The organism is Providencia hangzhouensis (assembly GCF_029193595.2).
Taxonomy (GTDB): Bacteria; Pseudomonadota; Gammaproteobacteria; order Enterobacterales; family Enterobacteriaceae; genus Providencia; species Providencia hangzhouensis.
In genome coordinates this window covers 4,419,535-4,443,137 of record NZ_CP135052.1, presented here as the reverse complement: position 1 = coordinate 4,443,137, position 23,603 = coordinate 4,419,535, and the positions used below count along the sequence as shown (strand labels likewise).

Below are 23,603 nucleotides of genomic sequence, written 5' to 3'. Positions count from 1 at the left end.
GTAAATATCGTGATCTTGGCTACAAACTTGACTTATTTATGCTGTGAATATCGCCACACATAGAGACTATTATTAAACTCTATTAATAGTCTCTATACAGGAAAAAATCATGTCAGAAAGATTTTATCAGCAGATTCAAGAACAATTGGTACAAATTGAAGCCGATGGATTATTTAAAAACGAACGCATTATTACGACTTCACAAGATGCTGACATTGAAATTGTAGGTGGCCAGCGGGTTATTAATTTCTGTGCAAATAATTACCTTGGTCTTGCTAACCATCCCGCGCTCATCGAAGCCGCTAAACGGGGAATGGATAGCCATGGTTTTGGTATGGCGTCTGTACGCTTTATTTGTGGAACGCAAGACAGCCACAAAGTTTTAGAGCGCAAATTGGCAGATTTTCTGGGCATGGAAGATGCGATTCTTTATTCATCCTGTTTTGATGCAAATGGTGGGCTATTTGAAACCTTGTTAGGGCCGGAAGATGCGATTATTTCAGATGCATTAAATCATGCATCCATTATTGATGGGGTCAGGCTAAGCAAGGCAAAACGCTACCGCTACAGCAATAATAATATGGTGGAATTAAAAGTACGCTTAGAGGAAGCCAAAACAGCAGGAGCTCGCCATATTTTAATTGCCACAGATGGCGTGTTCTCAATGGATGGCGTTATCGCTGATTTAAAATCCATTTGTGACCTTGCGGATGAATACCAAGCGTTGGTGATGGTGGATGACTCACATGCTGTTGGTTTTGTTGGGGAAAATGGTCGTGGTAGCCATGAGTACTGCGATGTGATGGGGCGTATCGATATTATCACGGGGACATTAGGTAAAGCCCTTGGCGGCGCATCTGGTGGTTATACGGCAGCGAAAAAAGAGGTAGTTGAATGGCTGCGTCAACGTTCTCGCCCTTATTTGTTTTCGAATTCCCTCGCTCCTGCGATTGTTGCCGCATCTATCAAAGTGATTGATATGATGAAAGAAGGCCATTCATTACGTGAAAAATTATGGCGTAATGCCGTGTTATTTAGAGAAAAAATGACCACAGCGGGTTTTACCCTTGCTGGCGCTGACCACGCCATCATCCCTGTTATGTTAGGTGATGCCAAACTCGCCCAAATTTTTGCGAAAGAGCTACTCGATGAAGGTATTTATGTCACGGGCTTTTTCTACCCTGTTGTACCGCAAGGCCAGGCACGTATTCGTACTCAGATGTCTGCAGCACATAGTGAGGAGGATATTTTACACGCTGTTGAAGCATTCACCCGCATTGGTAGAAAACTAAAAATAATCAAATAAAAGGTCTTTTATGAAAGCACTGTCCAAACTGAAAGCTGAACCAGGTATATGGATGACAGATGTTCCGAAACCGGAACTCGGGCACAATGATGTGATGATCAAAATTCGTAAAACTGCGATTTGCGGTACGGATGTACATATCTATAACTGGGATGAATGGTCGCAGAAAACCATTCCTGTCCCAATGGTTGTCGGTCATGAATATATAGGGGAAATTGTTGCGATTGGACAGGAAGTCAAAGGCTTTAAAATTGGTGACCGAGTGTCAGGGGAAGGGCATATTACTTGCGGCCACTGCCGAAACTGCCGTGGTGGCCGTACTCATCTTTGCCGCAATACGATTGGGGTGGGGGTTAACCGAGAAGGGTGTTTTGCTGAATATCTGGTGATCCCTGCATTTAATGCTTTTAAAATTCCCGATAATATCCCTGATGAAATAGCGGCTATTTTTGACCCATTTGGCAACGCAGTTCATACGGCTCTTTCCTTTGATTTAGTGGGGGAAGATGTGCTGGTTTCAGGTGCTGGCCCTATAGGTATCATGGCGGCTGCAGTGTGCCGACATGTGGGGGCCCGCCATGTTGTTATCACGGATGTGAATGACTATCGACTTGAATTGGCGAAAAAAATGGGTGTTTCCCGTGCAGTGAACGTCAGTCGTGAAAATTTAAAAGACGTGATGAATGAGTTGGGGATGAAAGAAGGTTTTGATGTTGCACTGGAAGTTTCTGGTTCACCAGCAGCTTTTCAGACCATGTTAGACACCATGAACCACGGTGGCAGAATTGCACTATTAGGGATTCCCCCTGCTTCGATGGCAACAGATTGGAGCAAGGTAATATTCAAGGGTCTGTTTATTAAAGGAATTTACGGCCGTGAGATGTTTGAAACATGGTATAAAATGGCGACACTCATTCAATCTGGTTTGGATTTATCACCGATAATTACCCATCAATTCTCGATTGATGAGTTCCAAAAAGGCTTTGATATCATGCGTTCAGGCCAATCTGGTAAAGTGATTTTAAACTGGGATTAAATTAATTATCTCGATTCCCCTTTTTGGCTTTTTTGAACCAAGAAGGGGAACCGAAAATGATCTACTGCTGTTGCTTGAAAAGCGGGCGCTTTTGGGCTCTATCGCCCTGTACCAACAAAGGTTGTAAAGCCTTATCGTTATAAATACTCTCAACCACAAACATAATAAAATCAATCCCCTGTGGCTTAGAAGGCGGTAATGTAAACTCACATATACCGAGTTCTTGCGGAATAATCACATTTTCTGGTTGGCTAGCCGCTTCGGGTTGCACAACAGTAGCATCTTTGGTTGGTGGTGTTTTTATTTCATCTTGTACTGCTTGCTTAGTTTGAGGTTGTGTCGGTGTCTTTTTCGCTTCTTCAGATAGCATTCTTAATGATGTTGGTTGTTTAGTTGAAGATTGAGGGCTCAGCAGAGCACTAACGGCAACTAATTCAACATCAGCAGGGAGTTGGGCAAGGTATTTTTGTAAGGCGCGTACGGTAGATGGGTGTGGATGGCCAATTGCTACCGCACTACCGTGTTTGCGCGCATAGGCAACGGCTTTATTCAATTGAGTGCGCGTTTCTTCTTCCGATTGGTGGTTATCAATAAAAATATGGCGACGTAACGTGGGAACGCCGTATTCTTTGGCGGCATTACCTACTTGGGTATTCCCAATGGTTACGCTATCGAGGAAAAACAAGTTTGACTTTGACAGGCTGCGCATCACGTTCTGCATACCGGGTAAGCTTGACGTCATCTCACTCCCCATATGGTTATTCATGCCTTTTGCATAAGGAACTCGGGTTATCGCATTTTTAATAATACGGTCAATTTCCTCTGCACTCATTGATGGAGCTAATGTGTCTTTCTCTAGCGGTTGTTTGCTCAATGGTTTCATTGGCATATGGATGAGAATATCGCGCCCTTGCTGATTGGCTTTTTCTGCGACTTCACGGCCATGGGGAGAGCTCGGTAAAATTGCAATAGTTACCGCAGGGGATAACGCTAGAATTTGGTTGTCTTCTTTAACGCGATAACCAAAATCATCAATCACAATCGCCAATTTTGCCGCACTCACCGGTAGACACATCATTAATAATGACAAAACAATGAGTGGTCGAACGGGTAAGTGCTTCAGCATAACGTTATCCTAATTAATTGAATTTAAAATTTATCGCCCTAGCTATATTTATCGGCCTAACCATGGACGTGGGTTTACGGTTTTACCTTGTCTGCGGATTTCAAAATAGAGTGCTGGCCGCTCTTGGCCGCCACTGCTACCCACTAAGGCGATCGGCTGCCCTGCTCTAACCTCTTGGCCGACATTCACTAAGGCGCTCTGGTTATAGCCATAGAGGCTCATATCGCCTTTACCGTGTTCAACGACGACAACTAGCCCATAGCCTTGTAACCAGTCAGCCAGTAGCACGCGCCCATCGGCGATAGCTTTGACTTGGGTTCCTTCATTAGCCGCGATAACCATGCCTTTCCAACGTAACTCGCTGGAAATGACATCCCCATAGTTATGGAGTAATGAGCCGCGAACAGGCCAAATAGCTTGCCCAGCAGGGCGCCCTAAACCACCTGTACGTGACATCAGTGAGCGTTCACTTTCAGATGGTTTATAGGTTGAGCCTTTCTGTTTGGCTTGCCGTTCTTTTTCAGCCACTTGCACGCGAATACGTGCCGCTTCTTTGGCTTCTCGCTCTGCTCGGGCTTTGGCTTCACGTTCAGCGCGGGCAATCTTATCGCGTAATCTCGCTTCGTTTTGTTTTAGAACAGCAAGATTTTTTTGGTCTTCTTTTAATGTACTTTCAAGGGCATTTAGGGTTTTTTGCCGCGAAGCGCGTGCGTTATCCAGCTTACGCTTTTCTTGTTGTTGGCGTGCCAGCGTTGTTTTTTGTTCGGCTTGTTTTTTTTGTTCGAGTTCTTTTTGTTCTTGTAATTCTTTAGTGGTTTCTTCTAAAGCAACAATATTTTTTTCACGCGCCTGATTTAAATAGCTGTAATAGGCCAAAATACGTTCTTCTCGTTGGCCTTCTTCACCTTTGAACATTAGGGTTAACCCTTGGTGTTTACCTAACCGAAAGGCCGCATCTAGTTGGTCAGCTAATAATTTCTCTTGTTGTTGTTTTTTGGTTTGTAGCTGCTTGATATTGCTATTTAAGGAAACAATTTCTTTATCTAATTGTTTTAGCTGGTTTTGAGTCTCATGCAGGCTACGACCGGCCGCAGAAATACTTTGTTCTTGTTGTTTGAGTTGCTCAAGTAGTGCTGAGCGCTTGGCTTGTTGTTCTTTTACGCTTTTCTCTTTTTCAGCAATACTTTTGAGTAAATCATGTAGCTGGCCTTTATTTTCAGTGATCTGGTTGGCAAACACAGTTTGTGTTGGGGCGAGAACAAGCAGCCCTAACCCAAAGAGAGCGCTAATAGCCTGACGAATAAATGAAATTTTCATTCGATAATGTGTATTGGCCATCGTGATAAATCACCTCAATTAAATGCAATAGCTGATTATTTCATCTGCAAGTGATGGTTTCCAGCACTGTCTAACAAATAGTATTGAAAACATTTATAAATTCGGATTTTTGCCCTGAACTAGAACTATATTAAGTTAAATAATACAGTTTTATTATCACTGATTTATTTTGTATAGCCAGTATTCAATACTTTTTTCTTATTCACTGCCTATTTGAAGCACGACTTAGACCTGTTTCGCACGTTTATGTTAAAATATTTGCGTACCGCCTCGAAACAGAAACGCAGTTTTTCAGTGAACAGTGTTAATTTTGCGTGCCTTAGCGCAAAAAAAACAAGCGAGTTTGCGGGAATTGGCTGTAATTAGCTCAACACAAAGGTATACTCAGAACCCTTTGATATTTGTTTTTAACTAACGGGAGTGATTGCCCCCCATGATCCAAGAAATCATGCAATTTGTAAGCCGGAACATGTTATTGAGTCTGGTTTGGATAGCGCTATTAGTGGCTGTGGTTGTTATGACCTTTAAAGGCCTTTTCTCTAAAACGAAAGTGATTGCTCGTTCACAAGCGATTACACTGATTAATAAAGAAGAGGCGGTTGTTGTCGATTTACGTTCTCGTGACGATTTCCGTAAAGGGCACATTATTGATTCTATTAACTTAACACCGTCTGAAATTAAAGAGAATAATTTAGGTGAATTAGAAAAACACAAACAGAAACCAGTGATTATCGTTTCTGCAAGTGGTATGGAATCAGGTAAACCTGCTGAACAGCTGGCACAACACGGTTTTGAAAAAGTCTTTGTCCTGAAAGAAGGGATCTCTGGCTGGGCAGGTGAAAACCTTCCTTTAGCTCGTGGTAAGAAGTAAGTGAAGATATCCAAGGAGCATACATCAGTATGTGACTTGGGTAGCGTAATGCAGCGAACACCCCTGTAGCTCAGAATAACAGGGAAAATTCATATGGAAGTTAAAGGTACATACACTATGTCAGAACAAAACAACTCAGAAATGGTCTTTCAAATTCAACGCATTTATGCAAAAGACGTTTCATTTGAAGCACCTAACGCACCACACATCTTTCAACACGAGTGGCAACCAGAAATCAAATTAGATTTAGATACTTCTTCAACTCAGCTGTCTGAAGGTGTTTATGAGGTTGTTTTACGTGTCACGACTACGGCAACTTTAGGTGAAGAAACGGCTTTCTTGTGTGAAGTGCAGCAGGCGGGTGTTTTCTCTATCGAAGGCATTGAAGGTACTCAAATGGCACATTGCTTAGGTGCATACTGCCCGAACATCCTGTTCCCATATGCACGTGAAGCGATCACTAGCTTAGTGGGCCGTGGTACATTCCCACAATTGAACTTAGCGCCAGTTAACTTTGATGCACTGTTCATGAACTATTTACAGCAGCAACAAGGTGAACAAGCGCAGAACTCAGAAGCTCAACAGGACGCTTAATGAATACTGCTTCAATGACAGTGATCGGTGCCGGCTCGTACGGCACCGCTTTAGCCATTACGCTTGCACGTAATGCACATCAGGTTGTGCTATGGGGCCATGACCCAAAACACATTCATCAATTAGAACAAGACCGCAGTAATCAGGCGTTTTTGCCTGGCGTTTCTTTCCCTGATAGTTTATCTCTCGAAACGGACTTAAAACGCGCCGTTGAGGCGAGCCCCAATATCTTGATTGTCGTACCGAGCCATGTTTTTGGTGATGTACTAAAACAAATCCAGCCCTACTTACGCGCAGACTCCCGTATTATTTGGGCGACTAAGGGCTTAGAAAGAGATACTGGCCGTTTGTTGCAAGAAGTGGCACGTGAGGTATTAGGCAATGAAATTCCGCTGGCAGTACTTTCTGGCCCGACATTTGCGAAAGAATTAGCCGCAGGTTTACCAACGGCAATTTCCGTGGCGGCAAGCGATAGCCAATTTGGTGATGATTTACAAAAATTATTCCATTGTGGCAAGAGTTTTCGCGTCTATAAGAACCCTGACATGGTTGGAGTGCAACTGGGTGGTGCCGTAAAAAATGTCATCGCAATTGGCGCAGGGATCTCCGATGGTATGGGGTTTGGTGCGAACGCACGTACCGCATTGATTACCCGTGGTTTAGCGGAAATGAGCCGTTTAGGTGCAGCTTTAGGAGCAGACCCTGCAACTTTTATGGGGATGGCAGGCTTAGGTGACCTTGTGTTAACCTGTACCGATAACCAATCCCGTAACCGCCGTTTTGGCATGATGCTAGGCGATGGCGTTAGTGTTGAAGATGCAGAAAAAGAGATTGGCCAAGTGGTTGAAGGCTATCGTAATACCAAAGAAGTCCGCGCACTGGCTGAGCGGGCAGGTGTTGAAATGCCAATTACTGAGCAAATTTATCAAATCCTCTATCGCCATAAAAATGTGTTAGAGGCAGCGCAAGCCCTATTAGGGCGTGCGACGAAAGATGAAATTGCCGATATGCCAAAGCTGCATGATTAATAAAAATAGATAGGTGAGTGATTATGTCGCGTGAAGAACTGGATAGAATTTGGGGTTTCATTAAAGATGAAGCGAAGTCTCTTGCGGACTGCGAACCACTTCTTGCCAGTTTTTTTAACGCGACATTATTAAAGCACGACAATTTAGGCAGTGCGCTCAGTTATATGCTAGCTAACAAACTGAGCTCACCTATTATGCCTGCTCTTGAAGTGCGCGAAATTGTGGAAGCCGCTTATCGCAATGACGAAAGTATGATTTTCTCTGCGGCAATGGACTTAGCGGCGGTTCGCTTACGTGACCCTGCCGTTGATAAATACTCCACGCCATTATTGTATTTAAAAGGTTTCCACGCCTTGCAAGCCTATCGCATCGGTAATTGGCTGTGGAAAGAAGGCCGCCAAGCGCTGGCGGTTTATTTGCAAAATCAAATCTCTGTTTCCTTTGGTGTCGATATCCATCCAGCGGCCCGTATTGGTTGTGGTATCATGCTTGACCACGCAACGGGTATTGTGATTGGGGAAACGGCTATTGTCGAAAATGATGTCTCAATTTTGCAATCCGTCACACTAGGCGGTACTGGGAAAACCTGTGGTGACCGCCATCCTAAAGTAAGAGAAGGGGTGATGATTGGTGCAGGGGCAAAAATCTTAGGCAATATTGAAATTGGCCGTGGCGCAAAAATTGGCGCAGGTTCTGTTGTACTTCACCCCGTTCCACCACACACCACGGTAGCCGGGGTTCCAGCACGTATTGTCGGTAAACCAACTAGCGATAAACCGTCCTTAGAAATGGATCAAAACTTTAATGGCACTATTTGGGGTTTTGAAAATGGGGATGGGATTTGAGAGAGTTAATTATTTCTGAAACTCGTTATGCCTATTTTTCAAAGATCTTTCTTTTGAATATGTTACCTGCTTTAAACTGAGCAATAGATTTTTTAGGTGTTCAGCATTGGCTGGAGAATATAATAAGTAGGCGGTTTCTGTCAGTTTACTATCACTATTTATAGTTTCAGTAGTCGTATTTTTAATTTGCTTTTTAAGACTAATTTTCACCTAATCTCCTCCTTCATTATTTAATGAGAAAATAAAAGCCTATTTTCATAAATCGAGCTGTAATAGGATTCAAAGAATCGGAGTCCATACTATACAGCTCGAATATGGCATTAATCTTTCAATAACGCCCCTGCATACCCCAACTGCCTCCATGCCTCAAACACCACGACTGCCACAGAGTTGGATAAATTCATACTGCGGCTATCTGCCAACATCGGAATACGAATTTTTTGCTCCATTGGTATGTTATCTAGCACATAAGGCGGTAACCCCCGGGTTTCAGGGCCAAACATCAAATAATCATTTTCTTGATAGCTAACATTACTATGGCTTGGCTTACCTTTAGTGGTTAAGGCAAACACACGGGCACCGCTTTCAGATTGGTTATTATCTGGGTTTAGCCCTTCACTTTTTAAAAAAGCAAAATAATCATGATGGTGCTTGATATCGGCAAACTCGCTATAGTCCAACCCTGCACGGCGTAGGCGTTTATCATCCCATGTAAAGCCAAGAGGGTGAATAAGATGTAAATCAAAGCCAGTATTGGCACAAAGGCGAATGATATTGCCAGTATTTGGCGGTATTTCTGGTTCGAATAAAACAATGTGTGGCATAACGTTAAGCTGATATTTGTGATAATAAATGATGGGAAGAGTTTACGCGCAAATGGGTTTGTTTTCATGTGGAACTTTTATAGCAGCCGTAAAAATTATTTGTTTCCTGAAAACAAAAAACGAGCCATAAAGGCTCGTCTCTGAAATAACTCGTTGAGGTTAGCTGTTATAACCATTGGGGTTCATGGACTGCCAACGCCAAACGTCATCAGCCATATCTTGAATGGAGTATTTTGCCGTCCAACCTAAGTCATGTTTAGCTTTTGCAGGTGTTGACCAGTACTCAGCAATATCACCAGGGCGACGGGCTGAAATAGTGTAAGGAATGGGTTTACCAACAGCTTTTTCAAATGCAGCAACGACTTCCAGAACACTTGTTCCTGTTCCCGTGCCTAGGTTGTAGATATGCAATCCGGCTTGCTGGCTGACTTTATTTAGCGCAGCAATGTGGCCATCAGCTAAATCCATCACGTGAATATAGTCGCGAACACCCGTACCATCTTTTGTCGGGTAGTCACCGCCAAACACTGCTAACTCTTTGCGACGACCAACAGCGACTTGCGCGATAAATGGTGTCAGGTTGTTTGGAATACCATTCGGGTCTTCACCCATCAAACCTGAATTATGAGCTCCAACAGGGTTAAAGTAGCGTAGCAATGAGATAGACCATTCGTTATCTGCGATATTTAAGTCAGTCAAAATACGTTCAACCATATATTTACTGGTGCCATACGGGCTGTTGGTATTTCCTACCAATGCTTCTTCCGTTAATGGGATATGCTCAGGCTCGCCATATACAGTTGCCGATGAACTAAAAATCAGGCTCTTAACACCCGCTTTTTTCATACTTTCCACTAATACCAATGTGCCATTGACATTAACATCATAGTATTCAATTGGTTTTTGTACCGACTCACCAACAGCTTTCAACCCAGCAAAGTGGATGACAGAATGAATTTGATGATTAGAAAAAATGGACGCTAAAATTTGCCCATCACGCACATCACCTTGGTAAAAGGTCGGTTTTGTTCCAGTGATAGCTTCAATACGGTTAAGCACTTCAAGGTTGGCATTATGCAAGTTATCTAAAATAACCGGCTGCATCCCTTGCTGGATCATCTGTACACAGGTGTGGCTACCAATGTAACCAAGGCCACCTGTGACGAGAACTTGTTGATTCTTCATCTCAATATTCCTGAGTCTTAATATTCGTAATGGTAGTTATAGTCGTCAGACCTTGCATCAATACCATTGAGGATCACACCTGTAATTTCGATATCATTTTGCTTAAAGCGTTTCAGTGATAGATCAACATCTTTCACGGTATTCACACCGTAGAAAGCAATCAGTAATGAAGTACCGACATATTTACCAATAATCGCAGAGTCCGTAATTGCTAAGATTGGTGCGGTATCGATCACCACAATATCGTATTGGTTTTTGACTTTATCTAATAATTGCTTAAAGCGCTCACCCATTAATAACTCAGAAGAGTGAGTAACATTTTTACCACGACAAATTACATCGAGATTTTCAATCACGTTAGCATGAATGGTCGGTGATTCTAAACTTTGCTGTGATAAGTAGTCAGATAAGCCTGCTTTATTGTTTAACCCAAAGGCTTTGTGCAAACGGCCTTTACGTAAGTCGGTATCGATTAATAATACTTTTTTACCTGCGTTAGCCAGTACCACCGCCATATTGGAGGTAACAAAACTTTTCCCAACACCCGGTGATGCACTGGTGACCATAACTAGGTTGTTACCTTGGTTCATTACCGAGAAGTACACACTGGTACGTAATGAACGGATAGCTTCGACAGCAGTATCTGCTGGGTTTTCTATCGCTAGTGGGCTCTTATTACCAGCTTCAATGAGTTTTTTCTCATGAGCAGAGAATGGGATAGTGGCATAGACGTTGACACCCAATGCATCAATGTCTTCCGTGCTCTTAATTTTATTATTAAAGAACTCGCGGGCAATCACATACGCACAGCCGATAATAAAACCAAGGATAGTGGCGAGAGCAACAATCAATGATTTTTTCGGTGCTACAGGTTTTGGCTGGGATTCAGCGGAGTCAATAATACGCACATCCGCTGTAATACCGGAGTTCAACACACTGAGTTCCTGCTGTTTCGCCACTAATTGAGTATAAATGGCTTGTTCCGCTTCGACATCGCGAGTTAAACGGACGATTTCTTGTTGGGTATTAGGTAGTTTTTGGATATTTTTACTGATTTTTTCTTTTTCACGTAACAACTGTTGGCGTTTATCTAACAGGGACTGATATGCGGGATGGTTACGGGTATATAACTGCTGAATTTCCACTTCTTTAAAGGTCAACTCATTAAGTTTTTCTTCGACCTGTAATGCAGTATCTAGAGCGGCTTTAGCTTCTAAAGAGAGGTCAATGGATTCATTCTTTTTACGAAAGGCATTTAACTGGTTTTCGTAGTTATCTAATTTCTTTTTAATCGTAGGTAAGTAGTCATCTAAAAATACAAGCGTATTGTTAGTGACTTCTTTTTTACGTTCGGTATTTTGGTCAACATAGTTTTGGATAACACTGTTGAGGATTTTAACATTCTCAGTTTTATTTGCACCTTTAATGGCTAAGCTGATAATACCAGTACCTTTACCGACTTCAGCGATGGTTAGAGTGTTGCGTAAGTCTTCAATGGTGGAGTAACGGGCATTTTTGATTAATGAGAACTCTTCGCCAGCTTCAGCCGTGAAACTAGAAATCAATAAGTTAATTTCCCCTTGCTTGAGGACTTCACCGACTTTACCTTGTAAGACTTGGCCATCTACATTGAGGGAATAATTGTTATCCCCTAAATAAGTTAGGGTAAATGGCTGGCCAATTAAACTTTCAGGTAACTGAAATAGGTCAACATGAACGGGAGCCACTTCACCAAGTAATTTACTGACAAAGCCTTCAGGAGCTGCTTGAGTGTCAAGGTTCAGGTCTGCAACGGTTTTACCTAACACCATGCGGGACTTGATAACTTCAATTTCAGAGTCGACTTGGTTATTGCTGTTACCAAATGGCATGACATCACTCATTTGGTCAAGTAATGAAACCTGACCTAATTTGTCATACTGTAAGGTCGCATTGGCTTGGTAAATAGGGGTTGCCAATAGGCTATATGCCACTGCAACAGCAGCAAAAAATACGGTAAAAAACCCAATTTTAATCGTGTTGGATTTCAAAACTTTAAACAGAGCGAGCAGATCGATTTCATCTGAGGCAGGGGAGCTATTTTTTGTTGTGTTCATAATAGGTTAAATGTTAAGTCATCCAATAAATAAAATTAAATTTTGCCTTGCCAAGCAATCGTGGCTTTTTCCATCAACTGGTAAACGTGCTCAAACATTTCATCGCTGCGTTTATGAGGGTCAGGGATTTCGGTTTTATTAATCCATTGCCCAAATAACATCACTTTACCGCGTGTTTCAGGAAACTGTTGGTGGATTTTAGCAATATGATCGTTTTCCATCACTAGGATTAAGTCTGCTTTATGGCATATTTCGCTAGTTAACCGACGTGATTGATGGTTTTCAAGGGAAAGCTGATGTTGCTCGGCAATCCGGATGGCGCTCTCATAAGCGGGCATGTCATTTTTAGCAATAATGCCCGCAGAATGAACGTTTTTTTCGGGAAAATAGTGCTGTAATAAACGCTCCCCCGTAGGAGAGCGACAGATATTTCCCATACAAACAACGAGAATATTATTAAACATATCGATTACCAGTCGTGAATACGCTTGGTACCTTCGGTTAACTGATTATATGAAGCGATAGTTGGTAATAACTGAGTGATTAGACGATTCCAACGTACCACAGGGGCTGCGGTAACATAGACTAAGTCATAGGGCTGCAGTTTAAATTCAGTTCCCATCACGAGAGAGGTGGCATCCGATAAGTCTAGCTGATAAACCGCGGCCATTTTTTTCGGTAACAGAGCATCAAGCTCTTTGTCTTCCGCGGGCTGGTTTTTAATTGGGCGGATAACAAATACACCTGTTGCATTAGCCGTTGTTTGGTCTATCCCGCTCGCTTTGCTTAGGGCTTCAGTAATACTCATACCTGCGCGATCAATAGTTAAGGTCGTTGGTTGACCCACTTCACCCATGACAAACACTTTTTGGCTATCATTACGTGGCACATACAGCACATCACCTGGTAGCATCAGGTAATTTTGGGTTAAATCGCCGTACTGAACTAAATCTTGCAGTGACACTTTGATTTCTTTGCCGTTACGGGTAAGCACGACATTATCCCAATCGGCTTTTTCGGTTAAGCCGCCTGCATTATTAAAGGCTTCTAAGATAGTCAGTGGGACGTTGGTAATTGGCAAGGTACCTGGTTTCGCCACTTCACCCGACACATACATTTTTTGCGAACGGAAGGCGGCAATACTCACATCCACTTGTGGGGATTCGATATAGGTGGCTAAGCGGTTACTGATCAGAGTACGGATTTCAGTGACGGTTTTACCGATCACTTTGACTTTACCAATATACGGGTAGTAGATAGTGCCGTCAGAATGAACCCAGTTACCTGAGTCCTGCGCACTACGGTATGAACCCGCAGGGATAGTGAGCTCTGGGTGGTCCCAAACCGTAATGGTTAATACATCACCTGCACCCACACGGTATTCATAGTGAGTCAGTTGCTTCTCTAACTGTACATTGGGTTTGGCAATGGTGGGTGCAGTGTACATATCATCCAACAATTTTGGCGAAATTGGGTAGATATCAACTAATTTAGTAATATCACGGTCACCCGTATCAACCACATTTTTGCCCGAGGTTGATACATAGGCGCCGGGGGTGACGGTGCAGCCTGTAAGTAAAATACCCACAGCTAATAGAGTAAGTGGAAGACGCTTGTTAATCACTAGAGTATCCTGTTAAAAGTTAGCTAAATATTTTTAATAATGAATAATATAGTTTGGGGACTAGTGCTGTGCATTCCACACTAAATCACCAATGCCATCTGTTGGGTTAAATTCTGTTGGAGTTTCAAGTAGAATCTGACGTATCGCTTCAAGGTCATAATTTTGACATGCTATGTTTAATTTATCTAATACTTTAATGAAATCATCTAAGGGGATGAAAACTTCATTGGCAGACATGATCCGTTGGTGTTCTGTTGAATGGACATTATCACCGATAAGAAGTTCTTCAAACAGCTTTTCTCCCGGTCGTAAACCTGTAAATTTGATTTCAATGTCACCATTCGGATTTTTCTCGGTTTTTAACTCAAGTCCCGAAAGTTGAACCAGATTGTTTGCTAAATCGACGATCTTAACTGGTTCCCCCATATCCAATACGAAGACATCCCCACCTTTTCCCATTGCACCAGCCTGTATGACTAATTGAGCGGCTTCAGGGATAGTCATAAAGTAGCGGATAATATCTGGATGGGTGACTGTAATTGCTTTGCCTCGGGCGATTTGTTGCTTAAATAAAGGGATCACTGACCCTGATGAACCAAGTACGTTACCAAATCTTACCATGCAAAACCGAGTTCCTTGCTCCTTTTCACTTTCTTGTTTAGAGAGTGCTTGTAAGGCTAGCTCTGCTACTCGTTTTGATGTTCCCATCACATTCGTTGGGCGTACCGCTTTATCGGTAGATATTAGAACGAAAGATTCTACTTTAGCTTCAATTGCGGCTTTGGCCGCATTATAAGTACCAAATATATTGTTACGAACCCCCTCAACAACATTATATTCAACAAGAGGGACGTGCTTATAGGCTGCAGCATGATAAACAGTCTGAACATGAAAAGTTTCTAATGCATTTTTTAAACGTTCAAACTCTTGGACATTCCCTAATAGGGGCACAATTTTAACTTTCAGGCTCTCAGCATTAGCAATATTGTTTAGCTCTTTATCAATCTCGTATAAATTAAATTCTGAGATTTCAAGTAACACTAATGTTAATGGTTTCTGGCGAATAATCTGCCGACATAGCTCTGAACCGATAGAGCCTCCAGCTCCCGTTACCATGACATTTTTATTGGTGATATTGGCACCGATTAAATCTGGATTAGGGGCAACAGGATCACGACCTAAAAGATCTTCAATAGCAACATCTTTTAAGTCATCAACTGTAGCGTGACCTTCAACAATATCGTTAAAGTCAGGTACTGTTAGAACTTCGACAGACAGATGTAACAACCCATTAATAATAGCTTTACGCTCAGAACGTGAAGATCGCGGCATGGCTAATAATATTTTTTCAATGCCTAATTTATTAACTAATTCCTCAATCTTATCGGATGAATAAACAGTGATACCCTGTATTACGGTGTGATGTAGTGATGGGTCGTTATCAATAAAGCCTTTAACTTGATAAGACACGGCATTTCGTAACGCGATAGCTAGTTGGCGCCCTGTGCTCCCTGCACCATAAATTAGAACAGGCTCACACCCTTTACGGCTCGCTTGTACAATCATTGAGCGTACTAGCATTCTTGCCCCACCACATAATAAAATGAGAAAGGTCATATAGATAAAAGGAATGGTACGTGGAATGTTGGCTTCTAGGTAATAGGAGAATGTTGTAATAGAAAATGCAGAAATTAATGCGCCAACCATAGCAACGGTTAAAGCGTGGAATGTTAAGTAACGAAGTACCGCACGATATAGCCCTAATTTTACAAAGGCTAATAACGTTATGATAATAGTGCCAAGTAATGTGAGCCAAGTACTAGGGGATAGGTGAATAACAACTTCACCAAGTCTTACCCATAAGGCAAGGAAGAATGAAACAATGATAAGGAGTGTATCGATTCCCAAGCCAATGAGTCGTTTATACACCCGGGGTAATGACCATATGCGATTAAGTTTGTCCATAATGATTACTTCTTTCTGTTGTTCATTTGGCAGCAGCATCGCCGGAACCACTGCCGGTGACTGTCATCATAATATATCTAAAATAGTTTTTAAGGTTCAAATTATCTATCATCTCTCTATCTGTAGTAGCGAGAAGTTGTGGTGTAGACATATCAATATTTTTAATTTGAGCTAATCCTGTAATACCGGGGCGAACATCATAAATATTGAGTGCTGAACGTTGTTGTATTAATTCTTCTTGATTAAATAAATTTGGACGAGGACCAACTAAACTCATTTCACCTTTTAATACATTAATTAATTGAGGAAGTTCATCAATTTTGGTTTTTCGCAGAATAGTGCCGTACTTTGTTATAGAACGGGTATCAACCAAGTGGCTGGCTACGGAGGATGTTCCTACTTTCATTGTTCTAAACTTAATTAATCTGAACGGTTTTTTGTTTTTGCCTACTCGAGTCTGGATAAAGATAGGTGAGCCTGTTTCAAAATAACCAATAATAGATGTAATGAGTAATACTGGAGAAAGAACAATTAGGCCGATTAAAGCAGCAAAGAAGTCAATTATACGTATCATTTTTTGTCATTTCCTAAGTAACTCATTGTTTGTTCAATAGTATAAGGCGGTTTCCAGCCTAGTTCATCGAACATATTTGAGGAGTCGACTTCTAAATTTTGATAAAGCTGGGTAAAAAGACCTTGCTTGCCAACTGCACTTAATAGGATTTTCATCAGAAGCGTAGGAACAGGTAATTGAATGATATTCTTTCCTAGGCTTGTTCCTATAATGGTAGTAAGTTCTTTTGTGGAAAGATTTTTCCCATCGGACACTAAAAATATTTTACCAGCAGCATTAGGGTGACGAGTACATTCAGCAATAAAATGAGCCAAATTCTTTATGGATATATAACTTCGCGAATTGTTTGTTAAGCCAAAAGGTAACATAGGTACTTTCTTGATAAGCTTTAAAAGAAGACCAAAATTGCCCGGTGCATTTTCTCCATAGACCAAAACAGGACGTATAATCACTAGTTCCATTCCTGTTTTTGCGCAGATATCAATGAGCCCTTGTTCTGCGACTAACTTAGACCTAGCATATTCATTATGTGGTGCTGCTGGATCTTGAGGAGAAAAAGGTTTTTCATGAGTGAGATTACCATTCACACCAATAGAGCTTATAAAAACGAAACGTTTGACACCCGCTTTAGCCGCTTCATTTGCAAAGTGCAACGTTCCTTCGACATTAACACTCCATAATTCTTTCTGCTCATCCGCACTTGGTGTTTTGACTTTCATACGGTGGGCAATCGCGGCGAGGTGAATAATGCTATCGATATCATCAAATGCACCAGTCCAGTCTGTATTTTGATTGAAAGACTGAATGGTAAAATGGTCATTTAATTCAGGTGAATGTTTTCTGATTATTACCCGATAGTTATTTTTTAATTCTTGAAGAACTGCCTTTCCAATAAATCCGGTAGATCCGCTAATTAAAGTTTTCATTTGTATTTAAACCAAATAACATTTATAAAATATTTAATACAAAAGTAAAAAGAACGAGGGATGCTAAATTTTTCACTTTTTCTATATACATTCCAGAAAAATATAAATAGTTTTTTTTTATTAGAGGATACAGAGTTTTCCATTTTGTTATAGGTTGCTAGGAGCTCATTAAGGCAATATACACCATCGGTTTTCTTTAATAATACTAACCAAAATGCATAATCCTCATGGCCTATTTTTTTAAATCTAGTTTTTGAAATTAACTCTTTTTTTACCATGGCAGTTAAACACCCGATAGAGTTATTTGAAAGTAAGTCACTATAGTTAGCGAACAACGGTGGGTAATAATTAAATATTTTTCCTTTGGTATCTTTAATAGTATAGGCAGTACAAGAGAGAGAAATGTCATTTTTTATCATAAAAGAGAGCTGTAACTCTAATTTATTATTACTCCATAAATCATCGCTATCTAAGAATGCAATATAGTCTCCATTTGAATATTCTAAACCATTATTCCTTGGTTCAGCGGGAGTTCCTGTATTCTTAGGCAATGAAAGTACTTTGATTCGTTTATCGTTAGCTGCAATTTTCTTTGCTATTGATAATGTTGAGTCTGTAGAACCGTCATCTATAATGATTAACTCCCAGTTTTTATATGTTTGTTCAATAACTGAGTTTATAGATTGAGTAATGGTTTTTTCTGAATTATAACAAGGCATAACTATTGAAATGAGCATTAGACACCTTTAGCTTGCATATTTCTGACCCAATCAACTAAGCGATATATATGTTTTCTTGTTAAATTAATTTTATTAAAATCAGTAATACTATCAGTAGGGTAATTAGATAGTTCTGAAAATACGATGTTATCGTTTTTAGCTAAGCTATCGACAATATTTATTTCCTCATCGGAGGATTCTGCATAGGAACTACAATTTACAATAAATTTACCGTTTATTACATCTTCAATTGGGTTTTGAGTATCTGAGCTATAAAAATCACATTCAGTCACTGTTTTTGAAACTACCTCATTTACATATAGTGGTTCACGATAGGCTCTAGAATAGACATATCTAAGCGTAGAAGTAATAATCTCTTTTTTATCCCTACATAAAATTTTTTCTAGACTAATTGATTTTAAATCATTAAAACTTAATATATCGATAGCGGCTCCTGAATGCGTGTATGGTGAAGGACCTAAACATAAAGTTGGTTTACCAATGGCTCCAGATTCTAAGATTGTATTACTTCCATTTAGGATCACTAAATCACTAATAGATATTAGATCTCTAGTATTCATACTACTTTCACTTGGTATATACTTAATATTTCTTCTGTTACACCAGTTTAAATAATGTTCAGAACATTTTTTTGCATTAATTTTTCCAAATGATACAGCCCATGAGGGATGGAACCTTACTAAAATATCTTCACTACGTATAATATTATTATCAAGCATTATATCTAAAGCATCAGTATTATTTCCCCAAGGTGTGTTCCAATCAGGATGTCCAAGTAATTCATTTTTACTACTGGGACATATCAGTATTTTCATATTTGAGTTAATGTTAGGCCACTCTGAGACTGAATTAGGATTTTCGTTATATTTTTTCCATTCTAAATTATTCTTTCCTACGAATCGTTCCGCTAGTAACTTTGCAGCTAAATGAGATTGTTTTTTTGTTAATGCTTTGTTTTTAAACTGAATATTGATTTCATGAATGTTCTTGAGTGAAGAACAATTTTCATTGAGATTTAATATTAAACCATGTCCAAATAGCGGCCTTTCATGTGTTATGCATGGTATTCCTAATTCTTTTGCTGCCTCTAAAGCTGCTCGTGTGTAATCCATTCTGCCATTAAACAATATAAGAATTTCAATGTTGTTTTCTTTTAACCAATTTATTGTCGCATGAAAAAATTTTTTGGCTCCTGGCATAAGTAAGTTTTGAAAATAAGTAACATCTTCTGAATTTATATCAGAAAGAGATTCTATCCTCGATAGTGTATAAGAACTTGACTTTACTAGTTCTCTGTAATTAATTTTAAAATCTGAAATTTTATTATATTTATCAATGCTCTCATTTACATCAAAATTGAAGGACTGCAATCCACCTATTTTACACTTTCTACATTCACTATTAGAGGTGCCTTTTAACTCTTTAACATAACAGGTGGTAGTATTTCCACTACAGTTAAGAGCATACGTTTTTATTTCTCCATATAGCTCTAATAATTTTTTTTTAATATAATATGCATGATGAGCATGTGGTCTATATGGATAAACATTAATAAATCCGATTGATTTCATTTTTTTCTCTGCTTATTTTAAATTTTGACACTATTTTTATAATTATCAAAAGGGGAATGGAAAATATAAGGTAAATAAATTGAACTGTTTCGAATAAAAAAGAAAAACAGCCAAATATTAAAATTGAGTTCAGAAATACATATACTACTATTGATGATAAACTAGTATTTAATATTTTTATTTTAAAACAAAAAAAAGAAAATAGAGAGGTAGAAAAAGGTAGCAAAAATATTAAAAAAATACCATATATATTATAATCATACCAGATTGATCCTGTTAAAGGAATCCAATTTGGAGCATACGTTGGCGCTGTTATATTTAAAGAGCCAAAGATGGATGGAATGTACTGGTGTAACATACTAACTATTTGTCTAAAAGAAGATATGCCATCTAAATTATATAGAATAGAATATTCAATTGTATTTATGAAAACCCATTTTACATGGGTAATATATATTCCCACTGGGTAAAATGTATCTGGAATGATACTATTAATGATATTAACATCATCAAGCCTTCCTCCCAGCCTGCTAGCTAACGATTCTCCATATTGTAGCATTGTAAAATTATAAACCTGAAACCGTATATACCCAATATAGACTGAATAGATAAGAATGGCTGTTATTGCAAAAATTGAAAATTTAACAACACGCTTGTTAAATGTTTTCTTGTTAATTATAGAGCGAAATGATGATGATGAAAGGAATATTGCAATAAGAACTAGAACAGGTTCTCTACCTCCTGTTATAGCTGAGAATAATAAAATTAAAAATACTGAAAATATAATTTTCTTTCTATTATTAATTTCCTCCCAGTATATAATACAGAATGAAAAAGACCAATAAAGGAGAGGAAACATTATATTTCCAAGAAGATTGTATAGACTGGATACACCTTCCCTCTCTTTAGCTTGCTCTCTCCACATTTCTCTTGCTAATCCGATACCTTGAGAATAGTCTACTTGCTGTATATATATCCTATCATAGATAACCATTATAACACCTAGAGTACCAAGTATTAAGAACGTATTAACTATCTTTGATATGTATAAGATAGATGGATTACTAATATATATTTTTTTCCTAATGATAATACTAGATAGAGCTAATGAAAGTAAGAAAAGAAATGAAATGGCATAGTAGATAAAGTAGGCAAAACCAGACTCTGAAATACTGCTAAAAGGCATCAGTATTGATAACGATTCGATAGAAAGGAAGATAGCTAGAGCGAAATAGAAAACTTTAATATTATTGTAGTTTATCATGAAGACTCTCATGCCGATTATAAATATAATAAACATATGCTTTTGATGCTAAAATAGTAAGCATGGTAAGGAAAACTAAAGCAGGGATATTTTTACTAGGGAAGATATTTGCTAATATTATAAATAATAAAAATGATAATATATTTATTTTAATGTTAACACCATCATTCGAACGCGAGTAAAAATAAATAGAAAACCCCTGAGAAAGAATGAATATAAACATTGAAGTTGAACAATATAAAATTAAATATCTATATTCGCTATATCTATCGTAAGAGGGAAAGAATGAAATAATTAATGATATTAACATTACAAGAATGGATATTATTCCTGAAACAAATATTAAGCGTAATATGAAAACTCTAAATTCTTTGCAGTGTTGATTTGTGTTATTACTTAAAGAAACTAGCTTAGGAATTATTACAATAAGTAGTATTGCATCTACAAATGTCAAAGTAGCACCTGATAACGTGGAAAAAAACATATATGCAGATGAAAAAATAATATCAACATCGTTTGAGATATAGATCCTATCAAATGTAAATATCCCCCTTATTGCTAGTGTTCCTATTAATATTGGAATTGATACTTTGATAGATGTGAGAAGCTGGCTAATAGAATATTTATATGTTTTTTTAAACGTTACTGTGTTTTTTATAAAGAAAAAAGATAATATAAGAACAACTAACTGCCCATAAAGCCAGGTATCATAGAGTTCAATAATATTTACATCTCGTTTTATTAAAACGATTATAATGAATATAAAAACCCATAAAGAAGATTTTAAGAATATATATAAATTAGCTTTGTTCTGTTCTTTACATGCAACTAAGTAACGATAAATCTCAGTAGAGGAAAATTCTAGTATTAAAATAATATAGAAATAAAAAAGGTCATTTTTATCAATGTAATTAAATAAAAAAAAGGCATATAATAAAGGTATTGTTATTACACACAATATTAGTGTAGAGTTGATATGTTGTAATACAATAGGGCCTCTATTTTCTTTCTCTGCATGAGATAAAATACGAGTAGTGTATGTATACAAATCAAAATTTATTATATACAGTGAGTATACAATAATGGAGAACATAACCGTATACGATACTAATATTTTGGGGTCATCTTGTGCGGATAAAATAAATAATAAGGCAAACTTACTAAGTAAGCTGCTTCCTCTAAGAGCAATAGCTAAGAGGGTATTAGGGTTAAAGTGAAAAGCCATCATCAACGATAATATTTTGACCGGTAACATATTGTGATTGTTCTGAAAGTAAAAACATAATGGAACCAATGATCTCTTTCACATTAAGCATGCCTTCACCATGAGTATTGGCTTTATAAGCATTTAGAAATTCTTCTGGCTGAGAATCAAATATTCCACCAGGACTCACGCAGTTAATTCTGAACTTACTATCATTTATATAAGAAACAACGTATTTATTTAAATGAAGTAGGGCTGATTTAATCGCTGCATATTCAACAGGCATAGTCATACTAGTATTTTCATATATTTTAAATTTAGGCGCGATTACGCCATATATTGATGATATGTTGACTAGCGAAAAGGGTTTTTTATTTCTCAAAAAATAAGCTGCACATTGTTGCGTAAATAAAAATGAACTGCCTAAATGTAATGATAGATTTTCGTTAAAGCTTTCTAAGGATACATCGAAAAAGTGGCTGCCATATTTATTGTTTCTAGGGTAAGTTGTATTAACGGCACCATCTATTTCAAGTGTGTTATCTAACATGTTTTTCACTGATTCTTTATCTACAATGTTACATTGTAAAAGGCGAATATTCGGATTTTGTGTATTAACGTTCATTGACTTTAGTCGATTACTCATCACTTCTAGATTTATATCTGCAGCAATAACTCTTGCTTTTTGATTCAGTAATTCAGTTACTAATGTAGAGCCCAATAAACCACCTGCGCCAATAACTAAAATATTTTTATCTTTTAATAAATTTTCCATTATTTGCACTCCATAATAATAGCTTCAGCTAAACGAAAATCGTAAATATCGTCTATATCAACGGCACGATCCTTCGGTATTTCTATACTGGTTACTTGCCCTGAAAAAAGTCCATAATTATTTTGAACAAATAGCGGGGTTGTTGCGTAAACAACAGTTGTTATATCGAACACTGCAGGGGCATCTTGTCGGCGGGCTACTTCAGCATTAGGTGGGTTAACGATCTCTACAAACCCATTTGCTGTTTTTTTTACCATATTAAAATAGGGACTGCGACTCGAAGGGGTGACAGAAATACAAATATCTGCTTGTTCACTCTCTCTTTTCGCTATGGCATCCTCAACATCCTGAATACTGCGTAATGGGCTTGTTGCTGGCAAACTGATAAACCCATCAAATCGACCATAATATTTTTCTACCCAGTCAATCGCATGTCGCCATGAAAGCCATTCGGGACTGGTATCGCTTGCTAGCTCTTTGGGGCGAAGAATAACAGTTGCTCCATTTAATTTAGCAATTTTAGCAATATCTTCATCGTCGGTTGATACAAAAACTTTATCAATAGATGGAGCATTTTTCGCGATATCAATTGAATACTGTAATAATGGTTTACCTGCTAATAACTTAATATTTTTATGGGGTAACCCTTTGGAACCACCACGTGCAAAAATAAAGGCGAAATTTTTCATTGTAAGTGAACCTATATTTCAA

At 38.7% G+C, this 23,603-nt stretch carries 23 protein-coding genes; 6 read left to right on the top strand and 17 right to left on the bottom strand.

What is annotated here, in order from left to right; genetic code table 11:
• Positions 1–109 precede the first annotated feature (109 nt).
• Both PZ638_RS20420 and tdh read left to right on the top strand, forming a co-directional pair.
• Positions 110–1,306: a glycine C-acetyltransferase gene (locus PZ638_RS20420; protein WP_112308425.1), complete on the top strand. Its 1,197-nt coding sequence runs from the start codon at positions 110–112 to the stop codon at positions 1,304–1,306.
• Between the two features lie 10 nt (positions 1,307–1,316).
• Positions 1,317–2,342 carry an L-threonine 3-dehydrogenase gene (gene tdh / locus PZ638_RS20415; RefSeq protein WP_206277854.1) on the top strand — a complete coding sequence of 342 codons (1,026 nt, stop codon included), beginning with the start codon at positions 1,317–1,319 and terminating at the stop codon, positions 2,340–2,342.
• Positions 2,343–2,403: 61 nt separating this feature from the next.
• On the opposite strand, the gene PZ638_RS20410 is transcribed toward tdh, so the two are convergent.
• Both PZ638_RS20410 and envC read right to left on the bottom strand, forming a co-directional pair.
• Positions 2,404–3,468, bottom strand: coding sequence for a divergent polysaccharide deacetylase family protein (locus PZ638_RS20410; RefSeq protein ID WP_206277853.1), 1,065 nt, complete (start codon positions 3,466–3,468; stop codon positions 2,404–2,406).
• A 48-nt stretch (positions 3,469–3,516) separates the two neighbouring features.
• The gene (gene envC, locus PZ638_RS20405) at positions 3,517–4,806 is read right to left on the bottom strand and encodes a murein hydrolase activator EnvC (RefSeq protein WP_036959090.1); all 1,290 of its coding nucleotides are present in this window, start codon (positions 4,804–4,806) and stop codon (positions 3,517–3,519) included.
• A 433-nt stretch (positions 4,807–5,239) separates the two neighbouring features.
• Between envC and PZ638_RS20400 the strand changes: the two genes are divergently transcribed.
• From PZ638_RS20400 to cysE, 4 genes are all read left to right on the top strand, one after another.
• Positions 5,240–5,677 carry a rhodanese-like domain-containing protein gene (locus PZ638_RS20400; protein WP_004265159.1) on the top strand — a complete coding sequence of 146 codons (438 nt, stop codon included), beginning with the start codon at positions 5,240–5,242 and terminating at the stop codon, positions 5,675–5,677.
• A gap of 117 nt (positions 5,678–5,794) precedes the next feature.
• The gene (gene secB, locus PZ638_RS20395) at positions 5,795–6,271 is read left to right on the top strand and encodes a protein-export chaperone SecB (RefSeq protein ID WP_004906947.1); all 477 of its coding nucleotides are present in this window, start codon (positions 5,795–5,797) and stop codon (positions 6,269–6,271) included.
• Positions 6,271–7,299 (top strand): NAD(P)H-dependent glycerol-3-phosphate dehydrogenase, encoded by a 1,029-nt coding sequence (gpsA, locus tag PZ638_RS20390; RefSeq protein WP_004265161.1) that lies wholly within the window; start codon positions 6,271–6,273, stop codon positions 7,297–7,299. Before secB ends, gpsA begins: the two co-directional genes overlap by 1 nt.
• Positions 7,300–7,322: 23 nt before the next feature.
• On the top strand, positions 7,323–8,144 hold the full coding sequence (cysE, locus tag PZ638_RS20385; protein ID WP_094962928.1) for a serine O-acetyltransferase: 822 nt from the start codon (positions 7,323–7,325) through the stop codon (positions 8,142–8,144).
• 9 nt (positions 8,145–8,153) lie between these two features.
• On the opposite strand, the gene PZ638_RS20380 is transcribed toward cysE, so the two are convergent.
• The 15 genes from PZ638_RS20380 to PZ638_RS20310 form a co-directional block, all read right to left on the bottom strand.
• The gene (locus PZ638_RS20380) at positions 8,154–8,354 is read right to left on the bottom strand and encodes a type II toxin-antitoxin system Phd/YefM family antitoxin (protein WP_206277800.1); all 201 of its coding nucleotides are present in this window, start codon (positions 8,352–8,354) and stop codon (positions 8,154–8,156) included.
• A 110-nt stretch (positions 8,355–8,464) separates the two neighbouring features.
• Positions 8,465–8,968 (bottom strand): tRNA (uridine(34)/cytosine(34)/5-carboxymethylaminomethyluridine(34)-2'-O)-methyltransferase TrmL, encoded by a 504-nt coding sequence (trmL, locus tag PZ638_RS20375; protein ID WP_206277801.1) that lies wholly within the window; start codon positions 8,966–8,968, stop codon positions 8,465–8,467.
• Between the two features lie 159 nt (positions 8,969–9,127).
• Complete coding sequence (gene galE / locus PZ638_RS20370) at positions 9,128–10,153, bottom strand: UDP-glucose 4-epimerase GalE (RefSeq protein WP_206277802.1); 1,026 nt, start codon at positions 10,151–10,153, stop codon at positions 9,128–9,130.
• 17 nt (positions 10,154–10,170) lie between these two features.
• Positions 10,171–12,249 carry a polysaccharide biosynthesis tyrosine autokinase gene (locus PZ638_RS20365; protein WP_206277803.1) on the bottom strand — a complete coding sequence of 693 codons (2,079 nt, stop codon included), beginning with the start codon at positions 12,247–12,249 and terminating at the stop codon, positions 10,171–10,173.
• 35 nt (positions 12,250–12,284) lie between these two features.
• Complete coding sequence (locus PZ638_RS20360) at positions 12,285–12,713, bottom strand: arsenate reductase/protein-tyrosine-phosphatase family protein (RefSeq protein ID WP_206277805.1); 429 nt, start codon at positions 12,711–12,713, stop codon at positions 12,285–12,287.
• A gap of 5 nt (positions 12,714–12,718) precedes the next feature.
• A complete protein-coding gene (locus PZ638_RS20355; protein WP_206277806.1) occupies positions 12,719–13,873 on the bottom strand; it encodes a polysaccharide export protein in 1,155 nt (384 codons plus the stop codon).
• A 60-nt stretch (positions 13,874–13,933) separates the two neighbouring features.
• Positions 13,934–15,877: a nucleoside-diphosphate sugar epimerase/dehydratase gene (locus PZ638_RS20350; RefSeq protein ID WP_311972601.1), complete on the bottom strand. Its 1,944-nt coding sequence runs from the start codon at positions 15,875–15,877 to the stop codon at positions 13,934–13,936.
• Complete coding sequence (locus tag PZ638_RS20345; protein ID WP_164561275.1) at positions 15,861–16,412, bottom strand: sugar transferase; 552 nt, start codon at positions 16,410–16,412, stop codon at positions 15,861–15,863. Before PZ638_RS20345 ends, PZ638_RS20350 begins: the two co-directional genes overlap by 17 nt.
• Positions 16,409–17,338, bottom strand: coding sequence for an NAD-dependent epimerase/dehydratase family protein (locus PZ638_RS20340; protein WP_272674419.1), 930 nt, complete (start codon positions 17,336–17,338; stop codon positions 16,409–16,411). The genes PZ638_RS20345 and PZ638_RS20340 overlap by 4 nt, the downstream gene beginning before the upstream one ends.
• Entirely contained in the window at positions 17,335–18,075 is a 741-nt protein-coding gene (locus tag PZ638_RS20335; RefSeq protein WP_206277989.1) for a glycosyltransferase family 2 protein, read from the bottom strand. Before PZ638_RS20335 ends, PZ638_RS20340 begins: the two co-directional genes overlap by 4 nt.
• Complete coding sequence (locus tag PZ638_RS20330) at positions 18,075–19,649, bottom strand: hypothetical protein (RefSeq protein WP_272674417.1); 1,575 nt, start codon at positions 19,647–19,649, stop codon at positions 18,075–18,077. Before PZ638_RS20330 ends, PZ638_RS20335 begins: the two co-directional genes overlap by 1 nt.
• Entirely contained in the window at positions 19,627–20,643 is a 1,017-nt protein-coding gene (locus tag PZ638_RS20325; RefSeq protein WP_272674414.1) for a hypothetical protein, read from the bottom strand. Before PZ638_RS20325 ends, PZ638_RS20330 begins: the two co-directional genes overlap by 23 nt.
• A gap of 253 nt (positions 20,644–20,896) precedes the next feature.
• Positions 20,897–22,168, bottom strand: a complete 1,272-nt coding sequence (locus PZ638_RS20320) for a hypothetical protein (protein ID WP_272674413.1) — start codon at positions 22,166–22,168, stop codon at positions 20,897–20,899.
• Positions 22,122–22,892, bottom strand: a complete 771-nt coding sequence (locus PZ638_RS20315) for an oxidoreductase (RefSeq protein WP_206277835.1) — start codon at positions 22,890–22,892, stop codon at positions 22,122–22,124. The genes PZ638_RS20320 and PZ638_RS20315 overlap by 47 nt, the downstream gene beginning before the upstream one ends.
• Positions 22,892–23,581, bottom strand: a complete 690-nt coding sequence (locus PZ638_RS20310) for an acylneuraminate cytidylyltransferase family protein (RefSeq protein WP_206277836.1) — start codon at positions 23,579–23,581, stop codon at positions 22,892–22,894. The genes PZ638_RS20315 and PZ638_RS20310 overlap by 1 nt, the downstream gene beginning before the upstream one ends.
• Positions 23,582–23,603 lie beyond the last annotated feature (22 nt).

What these genes read in the sequence shown, in the direction of transcription:
- PZ638_RS20420 (WP_112308425.1), top strand. Translation starts at nt 110, where the DNA reads ATGTCAGAAAGATTTTATCAGCAGATTCAAGAACAATTGGTACAAATT.
- tdh (WP_206277854.1), top strand. Translation starts at nt 1,317, where the DNA reads ATGAAAGCACTGTCCAAACTGAAAGCTGAACCAGGTATATGGATGACA.
- PZ638_RS20410 (WP_206277853.1), bottom strand. Translation starts at nt 3,468, where the DNA reads ATGCTGAAGCACTTACCCGTTCGACCACTCATTGTTTTGTCATTATTA.
- envC (WP_036959090.1), bottom strand. Translation starts at nt 4,806, where the DNA reads ATGGCCAATACACATTATCGAATGAAAATTTCATTTATTCGTCAGGCT.
- PZ638_RS20400 (WP_004265159.1), top strand. Translation starts at nt 5,240, where the DNA reads ATGATCCAAGAAATCATGCAATTTGTAAGCCGGAACATGTTATTGAGT.
- secB (WP_004906947.1), top strand. Translation starts at nt 5,795, where the DNA reads ATGTCAGAACAAAACAACTCAGAAATGGTCTTTCAAATTCAACGCATT.
- gpsA (WP_004265161.1), top strand. Translation starts at nt 6,271, where the DNA reads ATGAATACTGCTTCAATGACAGTGATCGGTGCCGGCTCGTACGGCACC.
- cysE (WP_094962928.1), top strand. Translation starts at nt 7,323, where the DNA reads ATGTCGCGTGAAGAACTGGATAGAATTTGGGGTTTCATTAAAGATGAA.
- trmL (WP_206277801.1), bottom strand. Translation starts at nt 8,968, where the DNA reads ATGCCACACATTGTTTTATTCGAACCAGAAATACCGCCAAATACTGGC.
- galE (WP_206277802.1), bottom strand. Translation starts at nt 10,153, where the DNA reads ATGAAGAATCAACAAGTTCTCGTCACAGGTGGCCTTGGTTACATTGGT.
- PZ638_RS20365 (WP_206277803.1), bottom strand. Translation starts at nt 12,249, where the DNA reads ATGAACACAACAAAAAATAGCTCCCCTGCCTCAGATGAAATCGATCTG.
- PZ638_RS20360 (WP_206277805.1), bottom strand. Translation starts at nt 12,713, where the DNA reads ATGTTTAATAATATTCTCGTTGTTTGTATGGGAAATATCTGTCGCTCT.
- PZ638_RS20350 (WP_311972601.1), bottom strand. Translation starts at nt 15,877, where the DNA reads ATGCTGCTGCCAAATGAACAACAGAAAGAAGTAATCATTATGGACAAA.
- PZ638_RS20345 (WP_164561275.1), bottom strand. Translation starts at nt 16,412, where the DNA reads ATGATACGTATAATTGACTTCTTTGCTGCTTTAATCGGCCTAATTGTT.
- PZ638_RS20340 (WP_272674419.1), bottom strand. Translation starts at nt 17,338, where the DNA reads ATGAAAACTTTAATTAGCGGATCTACCGGATTTATTGGAAAGGCAGTT.
- PZ638_RS20335 (WP_206277989.1), bottom strand. Translation starts at nt 18,075, where the DNA reads ATGCTCATTTCAATAGTTATGCCTTGTTATAATTCAGAAAAAACCATT.
- PZ638_RS20330 (WP_272674417.1), bottom strand. Translation starts at nt 19,649, where the DNA reads ATGAAATCAATCGGATTTATTAATGTTTATCCATATAGACCACATGCT.
- PZ638_RS20325 (WP_272674414.1), bottom strand. Translation starts at nt 20,643, where the DNA reads ATGGTTATCTATGATAGGATATATATACAGCAAGTAGACTATTCTCAA.
- PZ638_RS20320 (WP_272674413.1), bottom strand. Translation starts at nt 22,168, where the DNA reads ATGTTACCGGTCAAAATATTATCGTTGATGATGGCTTTTCACTTTAAC.
- PZ638_RS20315 (WP_206277835.1), bottom strand. Translation starts at nt 22,892, where the DNA reads ATGGAAAATTTATTAAAAGATAAAAATATTTTAGTTATTGGCGCAGGT.
- PZ638_RS20310 (WP_206277836.1), bottom strand. Translation starts at nt 23,581, where the DNA reads ATGAAAAATTTCGCCTTTATTTTTGCACGTGGTGGTTCCAAAGGGTTA.